At 68.4% G+C, this 21,627-nt stretch carries 18 protein-coding genes and 1 pseudogene; 11 read left to right on the plus strand and 8 right to left on the minus strand.

Annotated elements, in window-relative coordinates:
* The first annotated feature begins 105 nt into the window (after positions 1-105).
* The 4 genes from KY501_RS10110 to KY501_RS10125 all read left to right on the plus strand — a co-directional run bounded on the left by KY501_RS10110 (position 106) and on the right by KY501_RS10125 (position 2,779).
* Positions 106-531: a response regulator gene (locus KY501_RS10110; RefSeq protein WP_224362514.1), complete on the plus strand. Its 426-nt coding sequence runs from the start codon at positions 106-108 to the stop codon at positions 529-531.
* A 109-nt stretch (positions 532-640) separates the two neighbouring features.
* Positions 641-1,258: a SanA/YdcF family protein gene (locus KY501_RS10115; protein ID WP_224362516.1), complete on the plus strand. Its 618-nt coding sequence runs from the start codon at positions 641-643 to the stop codon at positions 1,256-1,258.
* Positions 1,259-1,375: 117 nt separating this feature from the next.
* Positions 1,376-1,651, plus strand: coding sequence for a hypothetical protein (locus tag KY501_RS10120; RefSeq protein WP_224362518.1), 276 nt, complete (start codon positions 1,376-1,378; stop codon positions 1,649-1,651).
* A gap of 3 nt (positions 1,652-1,654) precedes the next feature.
* Complete coding sequence (locus KY501_RS10125; RefSeq protein ID WP_224362520.1) at positions 1,655-2,779, plus strand: AI-2E family transporter; 1,125 nt, start codon at positions 1,655-1,657, stop codon at positions 2,777-2,779.
* A 289-nt stretch (positions 2,780-3,068) separates the two neighbouring features.
* Here KY501_RS10125 and KY501_RS10130 read toward each other — a convergent pair whose 3' ends face one another.
* Entirely contained in the window at positions 3,069-4,598 is a 1,530-nt protein-coding gene (locus KY501_RS10130) for an SMI1/KNR4 family protein (protein ID WP_224362528.1), read from the minus strand.
* 360 nt (positions 4,599-4,958) lie between these two features.
* Here KY501_RS10130 and KY501_RS10135 point away from each other — a divergent pair, with 360 nt between their 5' ends.
* The 3 genes from KY501_RS10135 to KY501_RS10145 all read left to right on the plus strand — a co-directional run bounded on the left by KY501_RS10135 (position 4,959) and on the right by KY501_RS10145 (position 8,289).
* Positions 4,959-6,758, plus strand: a complete 1,800-nt coding sequence (locus KY501_RS10135; protein ID WP_224362530.1) for a CotH kinase family protein — start codon at positions 4,959-4,961, stop codon at positions 6,756-6,758.
* Between the two features lie 25 nt (positions 6,759-6,783).
* Entirely contained in the window at positions 6,784-7,131 is a 348-nt protein-coding gene (locus KY501_RS10140) for a thioredoxin family protein (RefSeq protein ID WP_224362532.1), read from the plus strand.
* Between the two features lie 192 nt (positions 7,132-7,323).
* Complete coding sequence (locus KY501_RS10145; protein ID WP_224362533.1) at positions 7,324-8,289, plus strand: hypothetical protein; 966 nt, start codon at positions 7,324-7,326, stop codon at positions 8,287-8,289.
* A gap of 1 nt (position 8,290) precedes the next feature.
* Here the strand turns inward: KY501_RS10145 and KY501_RS10150 are convergent, their stop codons facing one another.
* Entirely contained in the window at positions 8,291-10,114 is a 1,824-nt protein-coding gene (locus KY501_RS10150; RefSeq protein WP_224362534.1) for a HAMP domain-containing methyl-accepting chemotaxis protein, read from the minus strand.
* Between the two features lie 194 nt (positions 10,115-10,308).
* Here KY501_RS10150 and KY501_RS10155 point away from each other — a divergent pair, with 194 nt between their 5' ends.
* A complete protein-coding gene (locus KY501_RS10155; RefSeq protein WP_224362535.1) occupies positions 10,309-14,385 on the plus strand; it encodes a DUF3857 domain-containing transglutaminase family protein in 4,077 nt (1,358 codons plus the stop codon).
* Between the two features lie 67 nt (positions 14,386-14,452).
* On the opposite strand, the gene KY501_RS10160 is transcribed toward KY501_RS10155, so the two are convergent.
* The 3 genes from KY501_RS10160 to KY501_RS10170 form a co-directional block, all read right to left on the minus strand.
* Positions 14,453-14,935, minus strand: coding sequence for an FG-GAP repeat domain-containing protein (locus KY501_RS10160; RefSeq protein ID WP_224362536.1), 483 nt, complete (start codon positions 14,933-14,935; stop codon positions 14,453-14,455).
* A 201-nt stretch (positions 14,936-15,136) separates the two neighbouring features.
* Positions 15,137-16,375: an MFS transporter gene (locus tag KY501_RS10165; protein WP_224362538.1), complete on the minus strand. Its 1,239-nt coding sequence runs from the start codon at positions 16,373-16,375 to the stop codon at positions 15,137-15,139.
* A gap of 41 nt (positions 16,376-16,416) precedes the next feature.
* Positions 16,417-18,273 (minus strand): ABC transporter ATP-binding protein, encoded by a 1,857-nt coding sequence (locus KY501_RS10170; RefSeq protein ID WP_224362540.1) that lies wholly within the window; start codon positions 18,271-18,273, stop codon positions 16,417-16,419.
* Between the two features lie 165 nt (positions 18,274-18,438).
* On the opposite strand from KY501_RS10170, the gene KY501_RS10175 reads away from it, so the two are divergent.
* Both KY501_RS10175 and KY501_RS54250 read left to right on the plus strand, forming a co-directional pair.
* Entirely contained in the window at positions 18,439-18,654 is a 216-nt protein-coding gene (locus tag KY501_RS10175) for a hypothetical protein (protein WP_224362542.1), read from the plus strand.
* 20 nt (positions 18,655-18,674) lie between these two features.
* Positions 18,675-18,935: pseudogene (locus KY501_RS54250) on the plus strand (type II toxin-antitoxin system RelE/ParE family toxin); the annotation flags it as partial.
* A 4-nt stretch (positions 18,936-18,939) separates the two neighbouring features.
* On the opposite strand, the gene KY501_RS10185 reads toward KY501_RS54250, so the two are convergent.
* Positions 18,940-19,905, minus strand: coding sequence for a universal stress protein (locus KY501_RS10185; protein WP_224362543.1), 966 nt, complete (start codon positions 19,903-19,905; stop codon positions 18,940-18,942).
* A gap of 342 nt (positions 19,906-20,247) precedes the next feature.
* Here KY501_RS10185 and KY501_RS10190 point away from each other — a divergent pair, with 342 nt between their 5' ends.
* A complete protein-coding gene (locus KY501_RS10190) occupies positions 20,248-20,409 on the plus strand; it encodes a hypothetical protein (protein WP_224362545.1) in 162 nt (53 codons plus the stop codon).
* Between the two features lie 67 nt (positions 20,410-20,476).
* On the opposite strand, the gene KY501_RS10195 is transcribed toward KY501_RS10190, so the two are convergent.
* Positions 20,477-20,671 carry a CsbD family protein gene (locus tag KY501_RS10195; RefSeq protein WP_224362547.1) on the minus strand — a complete coding sequence of 65 codons (195 nt, stop codon included), beginning with the start codon at positions 20,669-20,671 and terminating at the stop codon, positions 20,477-20,479.
* Between the two features lie 120 nt (positions 20,672-20,791).
* On the minus strand, positions 20,792-21,619 hold the full coding sequence (locus KY501_RS10200; RefSeq protein ID WP_224362549.1) for a hypothetical protein: 828 nt from the start codon (positions 21,617-21,619) through the stop codon (positions 20,792-20,794).
* Between the last annotated feature and the right edge of the window lie 8 nt (positions 21,620-21,627).

A 21,627-nucleotide genomic window follows, 5' to 3' on the forward strand; every position in this document is an offset into this window, starting at 1 on the left:
GTCGTGAAGGGGGCGACCGGGCAGAGAAGCCCCGCCCCCGGGATGCCGGGGGCTGCTCCCAGGCATAGCCTTCCAGGGCAGGCTCCCCGCGCCGGAGGTGAACCCATGTCCTCGCTGCTGAGCGGCCCCATCCTGATCGTCGAGGACGACGTGGACATCCGGGAGGCGCTTCAGGGGTTCCTGGAGCTGCAGGGGTATGAAGTGGTGTTGGCCCGTCATGGCCGGGAGGCCGTGGACCAGTTGCAGCGCCACCCCCGCCCCTCGCTCATCCTGCTGGACATGGCCATGCCGGTGATGGACGGCCATCGGGTGCTCACCTTCCGCAAGGGGAATGACGGGTTCCCGGAGATCCCCGTGGTCATCGTCTCGGCGGGCATGGCGGCGATGAACCCGCGGGACCGGGCCCTGTACGCGGCCAACTACAATGTGGCCGCCTTCCTGAAGAAGCCCGCAGACCCGCAGAAGCTGCTGGAGATCATCGAGCGGTACGCGCTGCGCCCGGCCGGTGCCTCGGCGGGCGCCCCGGCATGAGGGGGAGGAGCCCGTCCAACCCCCTTCCAGGCATCGGGAGGCCGGGAGACAATGGGCTTTCTCAACGGTCTTCCTTGGAATGGGGCGTCGCGGCGTGCTCGGAGTGTGGATGCGCAGAGGGCTCCTCGGGGGAGCCCTGGCGGTGCTGGGGGTCTTGGCCCTCTCGCGCTTCGTCCAGACGCGCTACCAGGACCGCATCGTCCCGCTGAGCACGGCGCCCGAGGCCCCGGTGGTGCTCGTCTTTGGCGCGGGGCTGGCGCCGGGCGGAGTGCCCTCGGCGGTGCTGGCGCAGCGGCTGGACACGGCCATTGCCCTCTGGAAGGCGGGCAAGGCGCGGGCGGTGCTGGTGAGCGGGGACAACTCGGACCGGTTCCATGACGAGACGCACGCCATGCGCCGCTACATGCTGGAGCGGGGGCTGCCCGAGCAGGCGGTGCTGGGGGATGACTCGGGGCTGTCCACCTACGACAGCTGCGTGCGGGCCTTCACCGTGTTCCAGGTGCGCAAGGCGCTGCTGGTGACGCAGGGCTTCCACCTGCCCCGAGCGCTGTACATCGCCAACTCGGTGGGCATGGACGCCTGGGGCGTGGCGGCGGACGAGGGCCGGCCCTCCACTCGGCGCTACCTGGTGCGGGAGATGTTCTCCCGGGTGCTGGCCCTGGCCATGGTGCACCTGGAAGTGAAGCCCACCTTCCCGGCTGGCCGGACGGCCGCCTCCCAGCGCTGAAGCGCCTCCTGAAGAGGGCAGGCGGGCGGGCACCGCTCGTTGCCGCGCCTCCTCGGGGTCCGCACTGTTAGCTCGACAGCAGCCGACCCACCGAGTTCCTCGGGAGGAGGAAGAATCATGCGCTTCAAGAAGCTGGGTTCTGAGGATGTGGGCGAGGCGACCTCGCGCCGCCATGTGGATCCGGTGACGGGACAGGAAGAGGTGAACATCACCGATCAGGACCTGGCGGCCACCCCGCCGCTGGAGGAGGAGCCGGACTTCCGGGACATCCTCCCGGATCAGATCCACGAGTTCCGGCGGGGCGAGGAGGAGGAAGAGGAGGAGCCCGAGCTGACGGCGCGGCCGAGCGAGGACATCCGGCCCATCCTGAAGGACGAGCTGCCCGAGGGCTAGGACGTGGCCACGGCGTCGCGCCCGCGCCCTCGCTCTCAAGTCTCGCCCCGGACGGTCTGGGTGGTGGGGCTCAACGTGCTGGGGTTGCTCGGGCTGGTGACGCTGGTGCGCGCGGCCAGTGGCGCCCTGTCCTGGGCGCTGGTGGCGCTCTTCCTGGCACTGGCGGCCCAGCCGCTGGTGTCGTGGCTCGAGCGGCACGGCATCCGGCGCGGGCTGTCGGTGGCAGGGTTGGTGGTGGCCTCCCTGGGCCTGCTGGCGGCGCTGCTGACGACGTTCGTGCCCCTGGTGGTGGAACAGGCCCGAGGGCTGGTCGAGGCAACCCCGGGCTACATTGAATCCCTTCGACACCAGGGCTGGCTGGAGCGGTTGGATGCCCGGTTTGATCTCTTCGATCGGGTGGCGGAGGAGTTGCGGCAGCGGTTGCCGGGCGCGGCGGTGCCGGTGCTGGGGGTGGTGACGGGCATCCTCCACCACGTGGCGGCCTTCATCACGGTGGTGGTGCTGTCGGCTTTCTTCCTGGCCTTCGGGAAGGATCTGTTCCAGTCCGCGATGCAATGGGTGCCACCGGGCCAGCGCGAGCACTGGGTGCAGTTGGCGATGCGCATCCACCGCAGCGTGGGCCGGTATGTGGCGGGCTCGGTGCTCATCTCGCTCATCGGTGGCGCGGTGACGACCGTTACCCTGTTCCTGCTGGGAGTGCCCTATTTCCTGCCGCTGGGCTTGTTGATGGCGGTGTTGGGGCTCATTCCGTTCATCGGCGCGTTTCTCGGTGGGGTACTCATCGTGGGGACGACGTTCGCGTCCGCAGGGAGCCATGCCGGCTTCATCTCGTTGGGCGTGTTCCTGGCGTACCAGCAGGTGGAGAACCACTTGCTCCAGCCGTTCATCCAGCGGCGCACGCTGAGGATGAATCCCCTGCTCATCGCGCTGGCGATGCTGGCGGGCACGGCCTTCGCGGGCATTCTGGGAGCACTGCTGGCACTGCCTGTGGCGGGAGCGGTGCAGATCCTCGCGCAGGATCTGCTCGCGCGGCGTCAGGAGCGGTGGCGTGCGGAGGGGAAGGATGACTCACTCACCCTGCCTCCACGGCCCCCGGTGGCCGAAGAAGAAACCACCGCGCGACACTGAGGGGAGGCCCGTCGCCTTCAGCCGTGCCTGACCGTGCAGCCCCGCCGGTGGCGGCCATCACCGAACCTGTCCGACAAGCATACAGGTTGGCTCAGAGCGCGCCCGGACCGAGCCCTTCTTTGCACTCAGCGCACAGCAGCTCCGGTCCGAGCGGGCCGGCGAGCCAGCACGCCCTGGTACGCCTGTCATACCAGTTCGGTCCAGACCCGCCGAACAGACCACTGCTCCTCGTGGGCCCTGGACCTGAACCGTACTTCCTCAAGAAGAGGGAACTGGGAGCGCCCCAGTGCTAGCGCCGCCCTGGTGCCTTCTTCGCGGGCGCCTTCTTCACGGCCGCTTTCTTCGCTGGTGCCTTCGTCGCCGGGGCCTTCTTGGCGGCCACCTTCTTTGCTGGAGCCTTCTTGGCGACCGCCTTCTTCACCGGGGCCTTCTTGGCGACTGCCTTCGTTGTCGGCACCTTCTTGGCGGCCACCTTCTTTGCCGGAGCCTTCTTGGCGGCTGCCTTCGTTGTGGGCGCCTTCTTGGCGACTGCCTTCGTGGCCACAGCCTTCTTGGCGACGGTTGCCGCAGCCTTCTTGGCAGGGGCCTTCGTTGCTGCGGCCTTCTTGGCAGGGGCCTTCGTCGCCGCGGCCTTCTTGGCAGGGGCCTTCGTCGCAGGCGCTTTCTGGGGAGGAGCCGCAGGGGCCGGAGCCTTCTTCGCGGCTGTGCGAGCCGCAGCCTGCTTCCGAGGCGCAGCGGGCTGCTCCGGAGCCACCGGGCTCTTGAGGTCCTTGATCCGCCGCTCGGCCGCAATCACCGCAGGCTTCTCAAGCCCTGTGTCCTGAGGCTTCTCAGGAGCTGTCGCCTTGGACTGCTCAGGGGCCGCCGGCGTCGGCTTCTCGCGGCCCGTGTCCTTCTTGGCCGGACGGGTCTTGAGGCTCTTCACACGCCGCTCGGCCGCGACCACCGCAGGCCTCTCGAGTTTCGGCTCGGCCTCCGCACGTGCGGCCTTCGAGCGTACGCCTTCCTCATACTCGTACGCCAACTCCTGCACCTCGGCTTCCGCCTCTTCCTCCTCAGCCTGCTCCGCAGTCTCCGCACCAGCAGTAGCCTCCTCGCCCTCCTCCTCCTCCTCCTCGGCAGCGGCCTCTTCGCCCTCTTCCTCCTCGCCCGCCTTCTCGGCAGCGGCCTCTTCGCCCTCTTCCCCCTCGGCGGCAGCCTCTTCGCCCTCTTCCTCTTCGCCCTCCTCCTCGGCAGCGGCCTCTTCGCCTTCTTCCTCCTCGCCCTCCTCACCCTCGTCCAGTTCGCTCAGCGCGCCCTGCACGGCGGCGATGGCTCGCGCGAAGGTGCGGTCGCCGAACTCCTCCTTCTCCACCGGCGGCACCAGCACGTTCAGCATGTGCGAGAGCGAGCGGTAGAACCGCATCTCCCGCTTCTCCTCGTCCCACGTGGCGTAGAGCCAGTCCTCGTCCCCGAGCGCCTGCACCCAGTCCGGCAGCGGCCCGCCCCCATCCCCCTGCTCCACCATGGCCGACTTGCGCGCCGTGAACAGGTGGCGGTGCGCCCCCTTCACCCCGAAGCGCCACACCCCCGCCACCGGCAGCCCCACCAGGGCCTTGCGCGTCTTCTCCAGCACGCTGGCCTGCTCACCCTCGCCATGCAGCGGATAGAGCACCACCTCGCCCTCGAACGCGCCGCCGTTGAAGGCCGCGTACAGATCGCCCAGCTCACCGGGCAGCGGCACGCCCGCCTCTGTCTCCGCCCGCCGCAGCTCCTCCGCGGCCACTCCCAGGGACGTCTTCCTCGCCGACTTCTGCAGTGCCTCCAACCACTCGTGCATGGCCCCTCCACGATTCAGCGGCGCCTCGCTCCGGCGCGCATGCCCCCCTCTGCCCAGTGCCAATGTCGGTCCTCAGGCATCCGCTGGCCAGGGGGAAAGCTCTCACACGGATCCCGTTCTACACCGCTCCGTGCCTCTCCTCGCCAATCTTCACCTCCGAGGGTGACGTTCTGATCGCCTCCCGACCCCTCGCCCCTGCCCGGACAGGCCCCCCGCGCACCCCAGCGTGGGCAAACCCTTTCCCACCCCCAGAGCCCGCTCCCTCGGTCCCTTGACCCTCCGGGCCTCTCCACCTTCCTCTAGCCAACACATGGCGAGGCACGCCCGGTGCACAGCCCCCGGCCCTGGAACGGAGGGCGTATGGGGCGCTGGAGCTGGCTGCTGATGGTGGGCATCTCGGGACTGGTGGCATGTGGGCCTGCGGCCCAGGAGCTCCCGGGGCCCCACCCGGGGGCGACGGGGGCGGATCCCCTGCCCTCGGACCCCGACGGGGGCAGCGGGGATGGGGGCTCCGACCCACTGCCGGATGGAGGCCCCGGGAACCCAGGCACTCCGGATGCCGGGACACCCGATTCGGGCCCGCAGTGGGGACAGTATCCCTCTGTCCAGACACGGGTGCCGACGTTCGAGCTGCAGATCCTCCCGGAGGACCTGGCGAAGCTGGAGGCCAACCCGGAGTCCGATGAGACAGTGCCGGTGACGGTGGTGTTCGACGGGGAGCACGCCACGGGACAGGTGCGCTACCGCGGGGCGAGTTCCCGGACGCTGCCCCAGAAGAGCTTCAAGATCGAGTTGGACCCGGGCTACGAGTTCGAGGACCGGGACCACTTCGAGCTGCTGGCCGAGTGGTACGACAGCGCCAAGCTGACCGAGAAGTTCGCGGTGGACCTGTACACGGCCCTGGGGCTGCCGGTGCCGCGCGCCCGCTATGTCCGGGTGACGCTGAACGGCAAGCCCAACGGGCTCTACGTGGACATGGAGCACGTGGGGAAGGACTACCTCAAGCACCACGCCATGGAGAAAGGCGGCTCCGTCTACCGCTGTGGAGACCGCAACTGCGAGCTGACGCTCAAGCGCGGATCCTACCAGGGGGATTTCGAGAAGAAGACCAACGAGGACACGGGCCGAGCGGACCTGGATGCCTTCCTGGCGTGGGTGAACCGCTCGGATGACGCGGACTTCGAGGCGAAGCTGGAGCGCTACGTGGACGTGGAGGCGTACCTGGGCAACCTGGCCGCAGACGCGCTCATCTCCAACAACGTCATCGAGGACTCGCGCAGCTACTGGATCCACGAGCACCAGAAGGACCGGTGGACGTACGTGCCGTGGGATCTCAACAACGCGCAAATGCTCTTCTGGCGCACGTGGAATCCGGAGGACCCGCCCATCACCGACCGGTGGCCGCAGGTCTTCAGCGCGTATGACCCGTGGGTGCAGCGCATCTACGAGACGCGCCTGGCCGAGCGTTCCACGCAGAAGCCCACCTGGAGCGTGCTGAACACCCGCATCTGGGACCGGCCCGCGCTGCGTGCGCGCCTCATCGAAAAGCTGGAGGCGGCGCTCAATGGGCCCTTCTCAGAGACCAAGGCGAACGCGCAGATCGACGCGCTGTGGGCCGTGGTGCAGCCAGAGCTGCCGCAGGATCCGTACATCTCCGCCGAGCACATGTCCCGGGCGCGGAACTTCCTCAAGGACTACGTGCGCAACCGGGCCAGGTACCTGCGCGCGGTGCTGGACACGCTGAAGGCTCATGGCAGTGGGGCGCTCGTGCTGAGCGAGGTGAACGCGGGCAGCTCGGGGTACGTGAACATCTCCAACCGCGGCACCACTCCGGTGCTCCTGGAGGGCTACGAGCTGACCAACGACGTGCGCTCCACCGCCCGCTACGTGCTGCCCACGCTGACGCTGGCGCCGGGCCAGACCGTGCGCTTCTTCGCTGACGGGAACACGGCCGCGGGCCCCATGCACCTGCCGTTCACCCTGTCTCGCGAGGGAGGCGAGGTGGCCCTCTTCGACGGTAAGCGGCTCTCGGACACGGGTGCGCTGCCCGTATATGCGCCGGAGGACGTCCTCTATTACGGGCCGCTGCCCTACGGCACGGTATACGGGCGCAAGACGCTCCAGAGCGAGGACTTCGAGCGCAGGCCCCTGGCACCCTGAGGACGGGCCCGTTAGAGAGGGAGCCATGGCACACCCGACCACCTACGAAGCAACCACCGAAACCTTTGACGCGCTGGTGCTCCAGCCCCGGGGCGAGTTGGTGGTGGTGGACTTCTGGGGCGATGGCTGCCCCAACTGCGACATCTACGCGGCGGCCGAGCCCTCGCTGCTGGCCGAGTTGGAGGGCGCTCCGCTGCGCGTGGTGAAGGTGAACGCGTACGTGGAGGAGGAGCTGGCGCGGCGCTTCGGTCTCTTCGGCATCCCCACCTTCCTGCTCTTCCGGGACGGCAAGCTGCTGGGGAAGATGAGCCAGTACTACGGCAAGGACTACTGGCTCGGAGTCGTCCGCGAGCACCTGCCCGCGGCCTCCTGAGTTCAAGCGGAGACCTGCTCACACGCTCTGTGTATCTCCGGGCACGGGGAGAGCGGGGCCTGAAGGCTGGACAGCGGCGCGCAGATCTTGTGCATCAATTTCTGCATGGCGGGCTCTCAGCATCGGGGCTTCATGCCAAACGCCCGGGGCGCAGCCCTCTTGTCCACGCATGACCGGGCTCCAAGGTCACCCATGCTCGCCAAACACCTGAAATCCGTGGCAGCCTTCTTCTCGTTCTGCTTCTTGCTGGTTGCCAACTCCGCCTGGGCCCAGAGCATGACGCCGGTCCGGATCACCAGCATCTCCGTGCCCTCCTCCATGGGGAATCCGCTGAATGGCTTCACCCTCAATTACACCCTGGCAGGCTTCAACTATTACGGCCTGGGCGCAGCCATCAACGACACGTATTTCTATCTCTCGAAGACGCCGGATGGGAGCTCGGGGGCGTATCTCCTGCTCAGGAAGGGGATCTTGTTGACGAACAATGGTGCAATGGGCCCGTACTATGCGCCGTCGGGCACCCTCTCGGCCACCGTGACTCAGGCGGACATGGACCCGAATACGGTCGCTGTGCTGCAAGACATTGTCACGGGTTGCCAACCGCAGAGCTGGTACATCCTGGGCTATACGCCGCAGATCAGCCTCGTCTCCAAGCCGAGCACGCTGGGCGGCTACAACTCATCTGATCTCTTCTTCACGGCGGGAGCGCTCAGCCCCTCCGTGATCCAGCCTGGAGGCACCACGAACATCTCGTTCACTCTGTTCAGGCAGTGCCCCGGCAACACCCCCTCGACCGTGGGGATCTACCTGGCTGATGCGAACTACCAGCTGCTGTCCTTCATCGGCAGCGTGTCCATCCCGGGAGGGGCTGGGGCCTCTACCTTGCCGCCCTCGGGAATCACGTTCTCTTCCGCCATTCCCCTGGGCACCTATCGCATCGTGATGTTCGCGGACGACGCTGGGGTGGTCAGTGAGGTCAATGAGAACAACAACGTCAGCTCATTCACGCTCCAGGTCGTCTCGGGTGTCCGCTCCGCTTTGAAGCAGGATGCGGCCAGCCTGGAGACCGAAGTCACACTGCCAGCCCCTGCTGCTTCCATGCTGCGCGGCCGCGAACTCGGTCCTTCGATGGCCCACCTCGAAGCAACCATTCGGTGAGCTAGGCGCTCTGGATCTCGCCTGTCGGAGGTGGCGGGCTCCCACCCTCGAGCCCGCCGGCCACTCCGTCGATCGGCGGCGTCACGAGCACGGGATCCGGTCCGATCTCGGGAGGCAACGCCGAGGGCTCGCTCAAGTCGATGCCCTCCAGGCTGCCCACGCGGAAGAAGGACGTCAGCCGGCGCAGCGTGTCCGCCTGCACGGCCAGGGCCTCGGCCTCCTTGGCCAGGTCCTCCGCGGACTTCGCGTTGCCCTGCGTGGTGCGCTCCACCTCGGACATGGCGTGGCTCATCATCCCCACGCTCGTGGATTGCTCGCGCGTGGAAGCCGCCACCTCGTGCACTAGCTCCGCCGTGCGGCGGATGGACGGCACCAGGTCCCTCAGCAACCGGCCGGACTGCTCGGCGATGTTCCGGCTGGAGACAGCCAGCTCGCCAATCTCGCGCGCCGCCGTCTTGCTGCGCTCGGCCAGCCGCCGCACCTCGCCCGCCACCACGCTGAAGCCCTTGCCGTGCTCACCGGCGCGGATGGCCTCGATGGCCGCGTTGAGCGCCAGCATGTTCGTCTGGTGCGCCAGCTCCTCGATGAGGGACACGTTGGTGGAGATGCGCCGCATGGCCTCCACCGTCTTGCCCACCGCCTGGCCGCTCACTTCGGCGTCCTGCGCACCCACCCGCGCCATCTCCTCCATCTTCTGGCACTTCTCGGTGTTGTGCAGCACCGCCGTGCTGATCTCCTTGAGCGTGCTCGCGTTCTCCTCGGTGATGGTCGCCTGATCCGTGGCGCCCTGCGCCAGCAACCGGGAGGACGAGGCCAACATCGCCGACGTGGACGCCAGCGTGGAGGCACCCGCGCGCACCTCGGCGACGATCTTCGTCAGGCGCCCCACCGCCTCGCCCAGCGCCTTACCCAACGCGTCCTGGTCCGAGCGCGGCAGCACCCGCACCGTCAAATCTCCATGGGCCAGGCCCACCGCCATGGCCACCATCTCCTGCGTGGAGCGCGCCATGTCCAACGTGGAGCGCAGCAGCAGCGCCACCTCGTCCTGCGTCTCCGTCTCCAGGTCCAGCGCGTCCTCGCCCTCCTCCAGGAGCTCCAGCTCGCCTCGGGACAGCCGCATCGTCATGCGCGTCAGCCGCGCCACCGGCTCGATGATGATGCCGGAGATACGCCACGCCAGCAGCAACCCCAGGCCGCTGAGCACCAGCCCGAGCAGCACCAGGTGCACCCGCAGCCAGAGGATGGAGGACTGCGCGCTCGTATTGGACAGCTCCGCGAACCGGCGATTGAGAGCCTGCAGCCAGGTGAACGCCTCCGACAGCCGCCCCAGCGCGCCCTCCAGCTGCTCCGCGTCCACGGACTGCTTGTCCAGGATGCGATCCCTCAGCGGCCGGTAACCCGCGAAGGCCACGTCGAACAACTCCAGCGCCGAGTTCTCGTCCGTCTGCAGCTTCAGCTCGCCCTGATCCGTGAGCGTCTCCGTGAACTCGGGGCTCTGACTGGTGACCCACTCCTTCTTGTAGCGATCGATGAAGGCCAGCAGCTCCTTCTCGTGGTCCGTCACCTTGGCGGCCTGCTCGGCACGCTCCTCATCGGAGAGCGGGGCTCGGGACAGCAGCCGCAGCTCTCCGGCCAGCGCCTCGCGGTGGGCATTGGCCTGATCCAGCGCCATGATGGGCACCAGCTTGAAGCCGTAGATGTTGTCGTACTCGGACTGAAGCTCCCACGTGCCCCGCAGTGCCAGGACCAGCACCAGGAAGACCGACGCGGGGATGAGTACGGCGATGAGGGCGAGCTTCCAGAACAGCTTGAGACGACGGACCATGGCGAGAGTGCCCCGTGCCGGGCAGGGAGCCGGCGCGGAGTCAGGGCCCGGAGTATAGAAATTCTCCACCCCCTACAGACAGTCCCCCTGTGTGGAAAGCGCCAGACAGGCGTGCATCCAGGCCCGCGGGAGGCTCGGCCCCCCTCTCCGCCCCCTCCCAGCGGACACTGGACAGTGCCAGAGTGGGAGCTCGCATGCGCTTCGTCCTTGCCGTCCTGCTCGCCTCCCTGCCTGCGTTCGCCGCTGCCCCCTGGGAGGCGCCGGCCTTCTCGGCGGATCCGGCCGCCATGGCTGGCGCTGCCGCCGCGCTGTCGCCGCCCGCGGGCGCGGACGCCGAGGTGCTCCTGGAGGAGAGCACCTTCTCCTATGACGCGAAGGGTCTGGAGACCTCCACCACGCGCCTCGTCTTCCGGGTGATCACCGCCGAGGGCGCCAAGAGCTGGGCCACCATCGGTGTCGAGTACGCCCCGTGGCACGAGCAGCGCCCGGAGGTCCGCGCCCGCGTCATCACCTCGGAGGGCCAGGCCCACCTGCTGGACATGTCCACGCTGATCGACTCGACGCCTCCGGACAGCGAGCCGGAGACGCTGTCGGACCGCCGCCTGCTGCACGGCCCGCTGCCTGCCATCGCCCCCGGCGCAGTGGTGGAACAGGTCATCATCCAGCGCGAGACGGAGACCGTCTTCGCCAGCGGGGTGGCGCGGCGCTTCTTCTTCGGGCGGGACGTGCCGGTGCGCAAGGTGCGCCTCACCCTCGAGGTGCCCAAGGGCAGCCCGTTGAACTTCGTCACGCGGGGCCTGCGCACCAAGCCGCGCGTCACGGTGGTGGAGGGGCGCTCCCGGATGGTGCTCGAGCAGGGGCCGTTGGAGGCCGTGAGTGCGCCCGAGCCCTCGCTCCCGACGGATGCCGTGAGCTTCCCGCACCTGGCCTTCTCCACGGGGCGCTCCTGGAATGATCTGGCCCGCCGCTACCACGAGACGGTGGAGACCCAATTGACCGGCGCGGACCTGGAGCGCACCGCCCATGAAATCGTCGGCGGAGAGAAGCGGCGCGAGGTGGTGGCCGGCAAGCTGGCGAAGTGGATGCACGCGCAGGTGCGCTACACGAGCCTCCAGTTCGGCGAGGCCGCCGTGGTGCCGCGCCAGCCCGCCGAGGTGCTCGTGCGCCGCTACGGCGATTGCAAGGACCTGTCCACGCTGCTGGTGGGATTGCTGCGCGCCTCGGGGATTCCGGCCTCGGTGGCGCTGCTACGCACGGGCACGGAGGACGTGCAGGAGTCGCTGCCGGGCTTCGGCCTGTTCGATCACGCCATCGTCTACGTGCCGGGCAAGCCAGCGCTGTGGATCGACGCCACGGATGCCTTCAGCCCGGTGGGGGAGCTGCCGGTGACGGTGCAGGGGCGGCTGGCGCTGGTGGCCAGCCCGGACACCCAGGGCCTGGTGCGCATCCCCGAAGCCACGTCGGCCACCAACCACGTCCTCACCACGCGCGAGGTGTACCTCTCCGAGCATGGGCCGTCGCGCATCGTCGAGGTGAAGGAGTCCACCGGCGCCGTGGCCTCCGCGTACCGCGAGCACTTCGCCCTCACCGAAGCGGCCCGGGTGCGCGAGGGCTATGTGGACTACGTGAAGAGCGTCTTCTCCGCTTCGGACCTGGCGCGATTGAAGTCCGAGGAGTTGGAGAACCTGGAGAAGCCCTTCCGCGTGGAGTTGGAGGCACAGGACGCCAGCCGTGGCTACACGGATGACCGGGAGGCGGCGGTGGGGCTTGGCGGCGTGTCGGTGCTCGGCCGGCTGCCGGACCATCTGATCGAGGCGGCCTCGGACGAGCATCCGCGGACCCGGCGTCAGGGAGACCTCGTCCTGCTGGAGCCCTACACCGCGGAGCTGCGCTACCGCGTGGTGCCACCGCCGGGCTACTCCGCTCGAGCGCTGCCCAAGGACTTCTCTCGCAGGCTGGGACCGGCCACGTACTCGGGCACGTACGCCCAGAAGAATGGAGAGGTGCAGATCACCTTCCGCTTCGACACGGGCCGGCGCCGCTGGACTCCAGCGGACGTGGAGTCCTTCCGGACGGCGTTCGACTCGCTGCGCGAGGAGGACGAACCAATGCTCGGGTTCGACCATGACGGCGCCACGCTGCTGGCCGCCGGCCATGTGCCCGAGGCGCTCCAGGCCTACCAGCGAATGGTGGACCAGCACCCGGGCGAGGCCCTGCACCAGGCACAGCTCGCGCTCGCGCTGCTGGAGGCGGGCGCCGGGGAAGAGGCTCGTGCCAGGGCTCGCCGCGCCACGGAGGTGGAGCCGAAGTCCGCGCTGGGCTGGCGCACCCTGGGCTGGGTGCTGGAGCACGACACGCTGGGCCGGCGCTTCAAGCCGGGCTTCGACTACGCGGGCGCCGTGGCGGCCTACCACAAGGCGCGAGCGCTCGACCCGGGCGACTTCGAGACGCGGGGAGACCTGGGCATCCTCCTGGAGTACGGGCCCGAGGGTGAGCGCTACGCGAAGGACTCGCGGCTGGCGGAGGCCGTGGACGAGTACAAGGCACTGCGCGAAGAGCTGGACCGGCAGGACATGGACGACCACCTGCTGCTCGACCTGTTCCTGCTGGAACGCTACGCGGAGCTGCTGAAGCTGGGCGGCACCATGGAGTCCTCGCCGTTGCGCGACAGCGTGCGCCTGAGTGCCTCGGCGCTGGTGGATGGAACCTCGGTGGCGGTGAGGAACGCGGCGAAGTGGGTGACCTCCGTCGACGCCCGCCGCGAGGCCCTGGAGGACGCCGCCAACCGGCTGCTGCGCCTGCGCCGCTACCCAGAGGCCCTCGCGCTGCTCACAGAGTCGGCCCGAGGTGCGCCGGATGCCGTCGATAAGCAGCGGCGGCTGACTCCGCTCGCGAAGACGACTCGCTTCGAGCGCAAGGCCTTGAAGGGTGACGATCCGCGCTCGGTGGTGCAGCGCCTGTTCCTGGCCGTGCTGGACGCGGACGGGGGCGAGGCGCAGGTGGAAGGGTTGCTGCTCGACTCCGCGCTCAAGGCGGATCCAGACATGGCCTCCACTCTGACGCGAGCGGTGCGGGTCCTGCTCAGCCAGGGCGTGCTGGCGGAGGTACCGCAGAACGCGGCCGTGGACCTGGCTCTCTCGCTGATGGAGCTGCGCGTGGAGGGGGATGCGAAGCGGGGCTTCCGCGTCCAGTCTCGCCTGCCCTTCGAGGGTTCCAGCACCAGCGAGAGCTGGTTCGTGGTGCGCTCGGGGAACGAGCTGCGGCTGATGGGGACGGGGTACGACTACGGCGTGTTGGGCCAGGAGGCCATGCGGCGCCTGGAGGCGGGGGACCTGGACGGGGCGCGGCAGTGGCTGAACTGGGCCCGGGATGCGATGCCGTCGACGCTGCCGGAGAACCAGTCGGGAGCCAACTTCGCGCGCCTGTGGAAGAAGGGAGTGGAGGCAGGGCGAGAGGAGATGCGGCTGGCGGCGGCGAGCCTGATGGCCTTCGGGCAGCAGGCGGTGCGAGCCATCCCCTTCCTGATCCAGGCGCGCGAGAAGGCGAAGACGGACGCCGAGCGCCGAGGTTTCGACCGGGACCTGCTCGCGGCGTACTACCACCTGAAGAAGATGCCGGAGGTCCTCGAGACGGCGGACCGGCTGCTGGAGGCGGCGCCCGTGGATGATGTGGCGTTCTTCCATGCCTCGTACGCGCTGCAGCAGCTCGAGCGTCCGGACGATCTGGCAAAGCGCGCGGAGGCGCGGCTGAAGCTGCTGCCGGACGATGAGCGGGCGCTGGAGACGCTGGCGAGCGTAGCCACGATGCGCGGGGACCTGGCGAAGGCGCAGGAGTACCGTCGGCGCATCGTCGAGGCCGGCAAGGCGACGGCGCACACGTACAACGAGCTGGCGTGGAACACGCTGTTCCTGGGGAAGGTGAACGAGGAGGCGGTGGAGGACGCGCTGAAGGCCAACAGCCTCACGAGCTACGGCGACGCGTCCTACGTGCACACGCTGGCGACACTCTACGCGGAGTTGGGAAAGGGCCCGGAGGCGCGCCAGTTCCTGCTCAAGTCGCTGGACCTGCACGGCGCGGCAGTCCTGGAGGGCTACGACTGGTACGTGGTGGGACGGATCGCCGAGAGCTATGGCCTGCTGGGGGAGGCCCGCACCGCCTACGTGCGAGCGAAGAGCTCCAAGCCGGATCTCACCACCGTGGACTCGCTGGCCAGCACGCGGCTCAAGGCGCTGGACTCCGCACAGAAGACGGTGGCGAAGCCCTCGCCGTGAAACACCGCGGGCTCCACTTCCAGGGACGGAAGGGAGCCCGCGCAGGTACAACTCCTGAAGGGTCTGCTTACTCGAACTGAGCGGAGGAACCAGCCACCGCCAGCTCATCGGCGGAAGGCAGGCTCGCGAAGTTCATCGGATCCGAGAAGCCACCCGGCCCGTGGCCCAGCAGCATGGTGACCGTGCCATCCGACTCGCTCGTCACCGCGAGATCCACCCAGCCATCGCCGTTGAAGTCCTGAACCACCACGCCACCACCACCACCCGCCGCGAAGACGACCGGCGAACCGAGCGTCCCATCCACCTGGCCCAGGAGCACGCTCACCGTCCCCGCCTCGGCGTCGTTCACAGCGAGATCAAGCAGGCCGTCACCGTTGAAGTCCGCGCAGGTGACATTGGGGAACCGGCCCATCGAGTTGCAGCTCGCCAGAGACTGGGAACCGGTGCTCAGCGCGGCCTCGACATCCAGAGCCTCAGGCTGGCCGCAGCCGAAAGCGAACAGGGACACCGCAACGAATCCAACCCACGACATCGTGCTCTGGTTCGACATGACTCTCTACTCCTCGCGTTGGTATCCGCCCCTCCTCGGAAGGGGCGTGGCAGGTACGAAGAATAAAGAGCGGTCTGACATTGCCTGGGACCCAGGGCCTGGGCCTGAAACCTCCTTCTGCGCTGGCGTTCCGGGTAGGCCCCGACCCCCCTTCCGGAGGCAACTCCGGAGGTTGGGGAATTCCTGAAATCAGGGGCGCGCTCAGGTCTCGGTGGAGGCCTGAGGCTGATCAACGGAGTCCGAGCGGTAGTGCCAGAAGCCGGGCAGCAGGAAGCCGCACAGGACGACTCCTACCACGCACATGACTCCGCCCGAGGTGATGGAGAACTCCGTCGAGGTGACCGTGGCGAGCCAGCCCGCCCGAGCGTTCCCGATGAGCGGGCCGGTCATGTAGCTGATCATCTCGATGCCGGACATGCGGCCGCGCATCTCATTGGGGATGGTCTCGTTCCAGATGACGCCTCGGAACAGGCCGCTCACCGTGTCCGCGGCGCCCGCGAGCCCCAGGAAGAAGAGCGCGAGCGGCAGGTTCGGCGCCAGACCGAAGGCCACCACCGCCGCGCCCCACGTGGCCGCCGCGATGACCACCGCGGCGCCTCGGCGACGCACCTGTGCGGTCCATCCGCTGAGGGCCGTGAGGAGCAGGCTGCCCACGGACATCGCGGAGAAGAGGGCTCCGGCCGCTGTTGCGCCTCCCCAGCCCTTGGCCATCGCGGGGAACAGTGCGGTGGGGAAGGCGAAGGTCATCGCGACGATGTCCACCACATAGGTGCCAATGAGCTCGGGCCGCTTCACGGCGTAGCGCAGTCCCTGGAGGATGCTTTCGAGCCCCGGCGCATGAGCGGCCTCGGGCGGAGGCATCTGCCGCATCATCCAGAGCATCACCAGGGCGAAGAGGAACGAGCCGAAGTCCACGAGGTAGGCCACCTTCGCGCCGCCCGCGGCGATGAGGAGGCCTCCAATGGCGGGCCCGGCCACCATGCCCACGCTGCCGCGCAGCGAGCCCAGCGCGGACACGGCGGCGAGATCCGACACGTGGACGAGCTTCTGGACCATCGCGTCCATGGCGGGGCGGTGGAAGCCGTTGGCCGTCTGCATGAGCGCGGAGATGGCGAAGATGACGAAGAGGCTGGGCTTGGGCAGCAACGAGTTGAGGGTGAGGCCCAGGGCGCCAAGGCTCATGAAGGCCTCGGCGGACAGGAGCAGCTTGCGGCGGTCCATCGCGTCGGCCACCGAGCCGCCCACGAGCCCGAAGAGAAGCACCGGCACGAGCTGCACCGTGCCGAGCAGGCCCACCATGAGGTTGGACTGGGTGAGCTCGTACACCTGATAGGGCACGGCGACGTAGGTGATCATGCTGCCGAGGAACGAGACGAGCTGCCCCAGGAACAGCAGGCGGAAGTCGCGGTACTTGCGCAGCGGCGAGAGGTTGATCAGCATCGCGAGGGTTCAGTCCGAGGTGTGGGGAGCGCGGGCCTGACTCAGTCCCGGTAGCCGCGGGCCTGCAGGTGGAACAGGTGGGCATAGCGGCCGTCCTTGGCCATCAGCTCGTCATGGCTGCCCAGCTCCTCCACCTGTCCGTTGTGGAGCACGGCGATCTGATCCGCCATGCGCACGGTGGAGAACCGGTGCGAGATGACGATGGCGATGCGGTCGGCTGCCAGCGCCTGGAAGCGCTCGAAGAGGGCGTGCTCGGCCTCGGCGTCGATGCTGGCGGTGGGCTCGTCGAGGATGAGGACCTCGGCGTCCTCGCGCATGAAGGCACGGGCGACGGCCAGCTTCTGCCACTGACCGGCGCTGAGCTCCTGGCCCTTCTCGAACCAGCCACCGAGCATGGTGTCGAACTGCTGAGGCAGCGCCGTGATGACCGGGCTGGCGCCTCCGAGGTCCGCCGCGCGGACGATGCGGTTGCGGTCCTCCAGCGCGGGCACATGGCCGAGGCCGATGTTCTCCGCGACGCTGAACTGGTAGCGCACGAAGTCCTGGAACACGGCGCCGAAGCGGCTGCGGAGGTCCTCCACATCCATGTCCCTCAGGTCCACGCCTCCATAGAGGATGCTGCCCTCGGTCGGCTCGTACAGGCGCAGGAGCAGCTTCACGAGCGTGCTCTTGCCGGCGCCGTTCTCGCCCACCAGCGCCAGCTTCTGCCCGGGCTTCAGGGTCAGCGAGACGTGCCGCAGCGCCCACGCGTCCTTGCCGGGATACTTGAAGGACACGTCACGCAGCTCGATGGCGTTGTTGCGGCCGTGCGGCGGCTTGAGCGGGGGCAGGACGCGCGGCTGCTCCGAGCCGGTGGGGATGTCCAGGTAGGCGAAGAGGTTGCTCATGAAGAGGGCGTCCTCATACATGGAGCCGATGCTGGACAGGATGCCCTGGAACGCGGTCTGCCCCTGCCGGAAGACCGCGAGGTACATGGCCATGTCACCCACGGAGATGGCGGACGAGGCCGCCCGGTTCGCCACGAATGCGTAACAGCCGTAGAAGGCGCCCAGCGAGAGGATACCGAGGCCCAGGCCCCATCCCATGCGCTTGAGGGCGAGAGCCCGGTCCTCGTTGAAGAACTTCTGGAAGAGGGTGCGGTAGCGCCCGAGCACCAGCTGCCCCAGGCCAAACAGCTTGACCTCCTTCACGTGGCTGTCGCGGGTGAGGATCCACTCCAGGTAGTTGAGCTTGCGGCCCTCGGGAGCGCGCCACGAGTAGAGACGGAAGCCCTCGGCGGCGAGGCGTGCCTCGGCGATGAACGCCGGGATGGAGGCCACCACGAGCACCGCGACGCTCCAAGGAGCCAGGGATACCAGGAGAGCGGCGTATGTGGAGAGCGTCACCACGTTGCGAGCGATGGTGAACACCTGCATGACGAGGGAGAGCGGACGGCTGCTGGCCTCGCGCCGCGCGTTCTGCATTTTGTCGTAGGTGTCCGAGTCCTCGAAGTGGCGCAGTTCGAGCTCGAGGGCCTTGGCGAGGATGCGCTCATTGAGCAGGTTGCCGAGGTTGGCGCGCAGCAACTCTCGGGTGAGGGACAGGCTCCTCTCCACGAGCGCCGAGACCAGCATGAGGCCGAACTCGATCCCCACGAGCCCCATCACGTGCGAGCGCAGGGCCGGATCCCCACCGCCCTTGGCGGCAGCCACCACGCCATCGAGGATGAGCTTGCCAACATAGGCGATGGCCGCGGGCAGCACGGCGGCCACCAGCGTCAGCAGGCCGAGAATCACCGCGAGCCGGGGACCCGACTGCCAGAAGAGCCGGAACGTACCCGGGAGTTGCTTGAAGAGGCTGCCCGCGTTCTTCAGGCGGGACACGAGAGAAGCGGGAGGAGGTGCCAGGGGTGGGGCCACGATCCCCTGTTACTAATCGATTCGCAGCCTGTCTGCTTGCGCGTGGAAGCTGAACTCGACGGGAAAACCGCACGGCGTTCCCAAGGCCCTCAAGGTGGCATTACTGCACAGTAAACTCCAGCGGCCACTATGGCCCGGAAGCCGTCATGGGATTATCGTGCAGGCATGGCACACGTCATGGATTGGGATGGCGAGCACATCCCGAATGAGATGCGCTCTCTGCCGCCTGGCCGTTACGTGGTGGAACCTCTCGACGAAGCGATCGCCTTGACGCCGGAGGAGGAAGAGGGCCTCCGCGAGGCGATGGCCTCCATCAAGGCCGGCAAGGGACGCGACCTCGACGCCGTCCGAGAACGTGTACTTGGCGCGCTGAAGCGGTAAAGGTCTGGTTCTCGCCCAAGGCGGAGGCTGACCTCCAAGCCACCCTCGACTTCATTCGAGAGCGTAATCCCTCCGCAGCACACGCACTCGCATCACGCGTGTTCGCGACCCTTGAGAAGCTTGCTGGTGGAAACCTTGAAGGTCCCCAGCAACAGCTGACATCCGGAGAAGTCGTCCGCAGCTGGCTGACTCCCCCATTCCGCATCTACTACCAACGCCACCACGACGCGCTTCACATCCTTCGCATCTATCACCACGCGCGTCGTCCCATCAGCAGGTAGCTCCTCACTCCGGATGGGCCTTGGCCACCAGCACGTCGCAGTCGGCTCGCATCACCATCTGCTCGGCCAGCCGCGGCCCTGGATGCGGCTGCTCCATGCTGCTGTGCATCCCCATCGCCAGCAGATCCGCGCCCAGATCCGCCGCCTCCGCCAGCATCGCCTCCTCCAGTGGCTCGCTGCACCGGATGCAGATCTCACACTCCCGGCCCGCCTCCCGGTACGGAGCCAGGAAACGGCTCAAGGCCTTGCGCGCCGCCGTCTCCAACTCCTGACGCACCGCCAGCCAGTGCTCCCGCGACGTCATCCCCGCATGCCACAGCCCCTGCGTCAGGCACGGCTCCGGCACATGCAGCACATTCACCACCGTCGGCGGCGGACACAGCCTCAGCGCCAGCTCCAACGCCCGCCGCGAATCCTCCGACAGGTCCACCGCCACCAGCGGCCGCTGATACGTCCGCGACGGGTGCACCCCCACCACCAACAGCGGCGCATCCACTCGCCGCACCATGCCGCGCACCGCCGCTCCGCGATGCGTCCACTCATGGCTCCGCACCGCGTGCGGACGCCCCACCACCACCAACTCCACCTCCTGCTGCCGGGCCACCGCCGAAACCTCCTCCACCACATCTCCCGCCCGCAGCTCCTCCTTCACCTCCATGGGCTCTCGTGCCCGCAGCCTCCGGCGCGCCGCCCCCGCCACCCGGCTCAAGCACCGCCCCTCCAGCAACAAATCCCCAGGTGCTCCCGCCCCCGCCACCGGCCTCGCCGCGTGGAAGAGCGTCAACGAGCCCCCCTCCGCCACCGGCAGCCGCAACGCACGCGCCAGCGCCAGGTCCGCGCACATCGAGAAGTCCGTCGCCACCAGCAACCGCGTCAGCCCTCGGCCCTTCTGCGTGGCGTACAGCAGCTTCTTGAGGAACGGATGGGGCGTGACCGTCGGTCCCAAATCGAGATGTGACGCTCCAGCCATCGCGACACCTCCTCTCCCCCCACCTCTCAAGCTTCAGACTCCCGGACGTTGCCGCCACACACATGTGGGCATGGCTCGCTCCCCCGCTCGCTGAGCCCGAAACTCCGTCCTCCAGTCCACGCCGAGTCGGAAGGATTTACAGCCGTATGCGCAGTTCCGCGCACTTGGGCGCAGGCAAGCGTGCATCTGCCAACGACGGATCAGCCTCTTGCTCCGTCCGCTCCACGACAGCGCTGTGGCTCCGAGAACCGCAGCGTGTCGGCCAGCCCTTTGCAGTGAGTCAGCGCATCAGTTGGGGCGCACCCGGAGTGACAGACCGGGAGCGTAGAAGGGGGAGCAGTCATGCGCGGAGTCATCACAGGACGTGAGGTGGTCGCCAACCTGGGACTCATCTACCGGGAGTTCGGTGCCAGCTGCCTGGTGCGCTGTCTCTGGGTACTCGTGAGCGGCAAGTCCACCACGTTCCTCGAAGTGGCCTGCTACTGCGAGCGCCACCACCGCTGAAAACACGAAGAGCCGCAAGGCGCGCTGCGCCCCACGGCTCCTCAGTCCCCCCTTCGCCAGAACGAGGCTACGGCTCCTCGCGGCGGTTCGGACGATCGGAGTCCACCGCGTCCTTGATGGCCCGCTTGGCGTCCTCGACCTTCTCCTTCACGTTGCCCTTCAGGGTGTCGGCCTTGCCCTCGGCCTCGAGTTCACGGTCGCCAGTCGCCACGCCCACCGTCTCCTTGATCTTCCCCTTCGCCTTGTCGGTCCACTCACCCATGTGATGCCTCCTTGTGGTCGAGCGCCGATGTCGTGCGCCCTGGACCAAAGGTGGGCACACCGTCTCGGGCTGGCAGGCGGTGGTCCCTTGTCCGACCGCTCGCCCTCCAAGGAGCGAGGCTCAATCCGCCAGGGGCTCGGAGAGCGGGGCGAGCCCTCCGCTCATCTCCAGCACCGGCAGCCGGAGGGCCTCCGCCAGCGAGCCCATGAGGGCGCCGAGCCGCACCAAGCGCTCGCGAGGCTCCGGTCGCCCTTCCTCGAAGCTCGCCGCATCCAGGTACTCCAACTGCGCCGAGGCCCGGCCGTGGAGCGTCGCCACTCGCGCATCGAGCGCCTCCAGCCGCGCATGCACCGCTTCCAGGAAGGCCACGACGCGGCCGAGTTCCGCGCACGCCGCATCGAAGGCGCGGATCGCCGCCGCCTCATCCACGGGTGAAGGACTGCAGGCCACAGCTAGATAGAGCGAAACACCCTCCACGAGGACGGGCGCCCCTTCCTTCTCCAGCCACCCTCGATCGAGCCACTGCAGCATCGGAACCAGCGCTGGCGGCGCCTCGTGCCCTGCTCCCAGCAGCGCCCAGTTCCAGCGCACGGAGGACGAGACAGGCTCCGGAGGAAGAGCGCTCAGCGCGTCGACGCCCCGGGCCGTCAGCACCTCGGCGGCCCGCGCGTGCTCCCAGCGCTCCAGCCGCTCCAGCAGCGCGCGGAAGGGGAGCGCCGTCTGCTGCCAGGCCAGGCCCTGCCGCTCACCGTAGGCCCGGGCCCGCTCCGTCACGCGTTGGCGCGCGACCCGAAGCCCCTTCACCGCCTCCCGGTGCCGCTCCCAGGCCTGCCGCCCCGCGCTTCCCTCGGAGAACGGAGGTGAGAGCTCCTCGACGATCCGCTTCACTCCGAGCCCCAGCGCCGTCAACGCGAGGCCCCCGAGCGCGAATGGAAGGAAGATGGGCATGTCTGCGG

This window comes from Hyalangium versicolor (assembly GCF_020103695.1).
In the GTDB taxonomy this organism is placed as follows: Bacteria; Myxococcota; Myxococcia; order Myxococcales; family Myxococcaceae; genus Hyalangium; species Hyalangium versicolor.

Coding starts and splice junctions, on each gene's coding strand:
- KY501_RS10110 (WP_224362514.1), top strand. CDS start 106: ATGTCCTCGCTGCTGAGCGGCCCCATCCTGATCGTCGAGGACGACGTG.
- KY501_RS10115 (WP_224362516.1), top strand. CDS start 641: ATGCGCAGAGGGCTCCTCGGGGGAGCCCTGGCGGTGCTGGGGGTCTTG.
- KY501_RS10120 (WP_224362518.1), top strand. CDS start 1,376: ATGCGCTTCAAGAAGCTGGGTTCTGAGGATGTGGGCGAGGCGACCTCG.
- KY501_RS10130 (WP_224362528.1), bottom strand. CDS start 4,598: ATGCACGAGTGGTTGGAGGCACTGCAGAAGTCGGCGAGGAAGACGTCC.
- KY501_RS10135 (WP_224362530.1), top strand. CDS start 4,959: ATGGGGCGCTGGAGCTGGCTGCTGATGGTGGGCATCTCGGGACTGGTG.
- KY501_RS10140 (WP_224362532.1), top strand. CDS start 6,784: ATGGCACACCCGACCACCTACGAAGCAACCACCGAAACCTTTGACGCG.
- KY501_RS10145 (WP_224362533.1), top strand. CDS start 7,324: ATGCTCGCCAAACACCTGAAATCCGTGGCAGCCTTCTTCTCGTTCTGC.
- KY501_RS10150 (WP_224362534.1), bottom strand. CDS start 10,114: ATGGTCCGTCGTCTCAAGCTGTTCTGGAAGCTCGCCCTCATCGCCGTA.
- KY501_RS10155 (WP_224362535.1), top strand. CDS start 10,309: ATGCGCTTCGTCCTTGCCGTCCTGCTCGCCTCCCTGCCTGCGTTCGCC.
- KY501_RS10160 (WP_224362536.1), bottom strand. CDS start 14,935: ATGTCGAACCAGAGCACGATGTCGTGGGTTGGATTCGTTGCGGTGTCC.
- KY501_RS10165 (WP_224362538.1), bottom strand. CDS start 16,375: ATGCTGATCAACCTCTCGCCGCTGCGCAAGTACCGCGACTTCCGCCTG.
- KY501_RS10175 (WP_224362542.1), top strand. CDS start 18,439: ATGGCACACGTCATGGATTGGGATGGCGAGCACATCCCGAATGAGATG.
- KY501_RS10185 (WP_224362543.1), bottom strand. CDS start 19,905: ATGGCTGGAGCGTCACATCTCGATTTGGGACCGACGGTCACGCCCCAT.
- KY501_RS10190 (WP_224362545.1), top strand. CDS start 20,248: ATGCGCGGAGTCATCACAGGACGTGAGGTGGTCGCCAACCTGGGACTC.
- KY501_RS10195 (WP_224362547.1), bottom strand. CDS start 20,671: ATGGGTGAGTGGACCGACAAGGCGAAGGGGAAGATCAAGGAGACGGTG.
- KY501_RS10200 (WP_224362549.1), bottom strand. CDS start 21,619: ATGCCCATCTTCCTTCCATTCGCGCTCGGGGGCCTCGCGTTGACGGCG.